Origin of the sequence: Pandoraea sp. PE-S2T-3 (assembly GCF_002179965.1) — a bacterium.
Lineage (GTDB): Bacteria > Pseudomonadota > Gammaproteobacteria > Burkholderiales > Burkholderiaceae > Pandoraea.
This window is the reverse complement of the sequence record NZ_NGUQ01000019.1, coordinates 1-1,543: the sequence shown is the minus strand read 5'-3', so window position 1 is coordinate 1,543 and position 1,543 is coordinate 1. Positions and strand designations below refer to the sequence as shown.

At 65.5% G+C, this 1,543-nt stretch carries 1 protein-coding gene; it reads left to right on the top strand.

All coding sequences use genetic code 11. From position 1 onward, the window contains the following. Positions 1–296: 296 nt before the first annotated feature. A complete protein-coding gene (locus CDV46_RS18595; protein WP_087724190.1) occupies positions 297–1,115 on the top strand; it encodes a replication initiation protein in 819 nt (272 codons plus the stop codon). Positions 1,116–1,543: the final 428 nt, after the last annotated feature.

Sequence of the window (1,543 nt, the reverse complement as noted above, 5' to 3'; positions counted from 1 at the left end):
GCCTCCGGCCTAGCAAAACTGATAGGTTTTTGGGCAAAACGGGTTGCGGAGCAGTGGCGGGCGCGCCGGGTTTTTTGTGGTTTTCTCTCTCTTTTGGGCAAGCCCGGAGGGCGCGTCAGGTTCGAGTGTGGGCAACTCCCGAACCCGAAGGGCTGTCCCCGCCCTTGTGGTGGGGGCAGGGGGAGTTGTCCATACGGGGTGCGCCAGAGGCCCCAAAAAGGAAAGCCCGGCAGTGCTTGCAGGCACTCCGGGCTGTGTGTCCAACGGCTCCTAGCGGGGCAAACCAGAGGACGGATATGGAAGCATACACCGACCAGATGCACCTGTTCAAATCGAGCCTTCCGTATCGCCCTTGGGCGACGGACGACCTTGCGTCGGGCATTCGAATTTTGGGCCGGGAGGCGGCGGCGAGACGGCGCTACGTGCAACCGAACCCCCCGGCGTTGCGGACCTGGATCGTGTTCGACGTCGACCGGGCGGGCGCGGCGCACGCTTGGGAAGACGCGAACGTTGCCCCGCCCAGTTGGATCGCCGTGAACCCGGCCAACGCCCATGCACATCTGGCCTATGGCCTCGAGGTGCCAGTGGTAACGAGCGACGCCGGACGGCTCGACCCGCTGCGCTATGCAGCGGCGGTGGAGGCCGGTTACCGGCGTGCGCTGGGTGCTGATCGGTCCTACGCCGGGTTGATGTGTAAAAACCCGTTGCACCCGGACTGGCGCGTGCTGTGGGGGCGTGAGGATCGTTACGACCTGCCGGAGCTGGCCGAATGGCTGCCGGTCCTGCCGAAGCCGGAGAAACGGGCCGAAGCCTCCGGCCTCGGTCGCAACGTGTCGTTGTTCGACGCGCTGCGGCGGTGGGCGTATCGGACGCGCCGATCTTTCCCTGGGACTGCAGAACAGTGGGCGGTGGCGGTGCTCGATCGGTCCGAACTTCTGAACGCCGACTTTGCAACGCCCCTGCCCTTCGGGGAGGTCAAGGCCACGGCGAAAAGTGTGGCTAAGTGGACATGGAAGCACACGACCGCCGAAGGGTTCAGCCAGTGGCAGGCGGGCGTGAGGCATCGGACCGGCAACACGACCCATCAACTGATCCTGACGGAGTTGGGGCTATGACAGCACGCACACCGATGAAGCGTCCGGGTAGTCGGACGGCGAAGGAGGTCGGGGCAGCGATTGGGCGATCCGCCCGCACGGTGCGCCGTCACGTCGCGCAGCCGCGCGAGCAATACGAGGCCACAAGTCTGACCAGAACCAAACCCTGGGAGGACGAAGGGGATCAGCCGCCGGACGTGGTATCGGCGGAAGGCCGAGGCCCGATCATGAGGCGCGACCGTTACCAGCGACAGGCCTACGGAATGCGGCGCATGAGCCTCGCAATCGACCGGGTGATCCGCGAGCCCGCCAACGTCCGCGCGAAGCGTTGGGCGTGGTGGTGGGGCGTGGTCGCCGGTGTCGTTTGAGGGAGGCCGATAGGCCACCGACCCATCCGCCCGGATGGGTTTTTGCTTTTGACTTTGCCTCGTTTTTTGCTCCACGCAGTG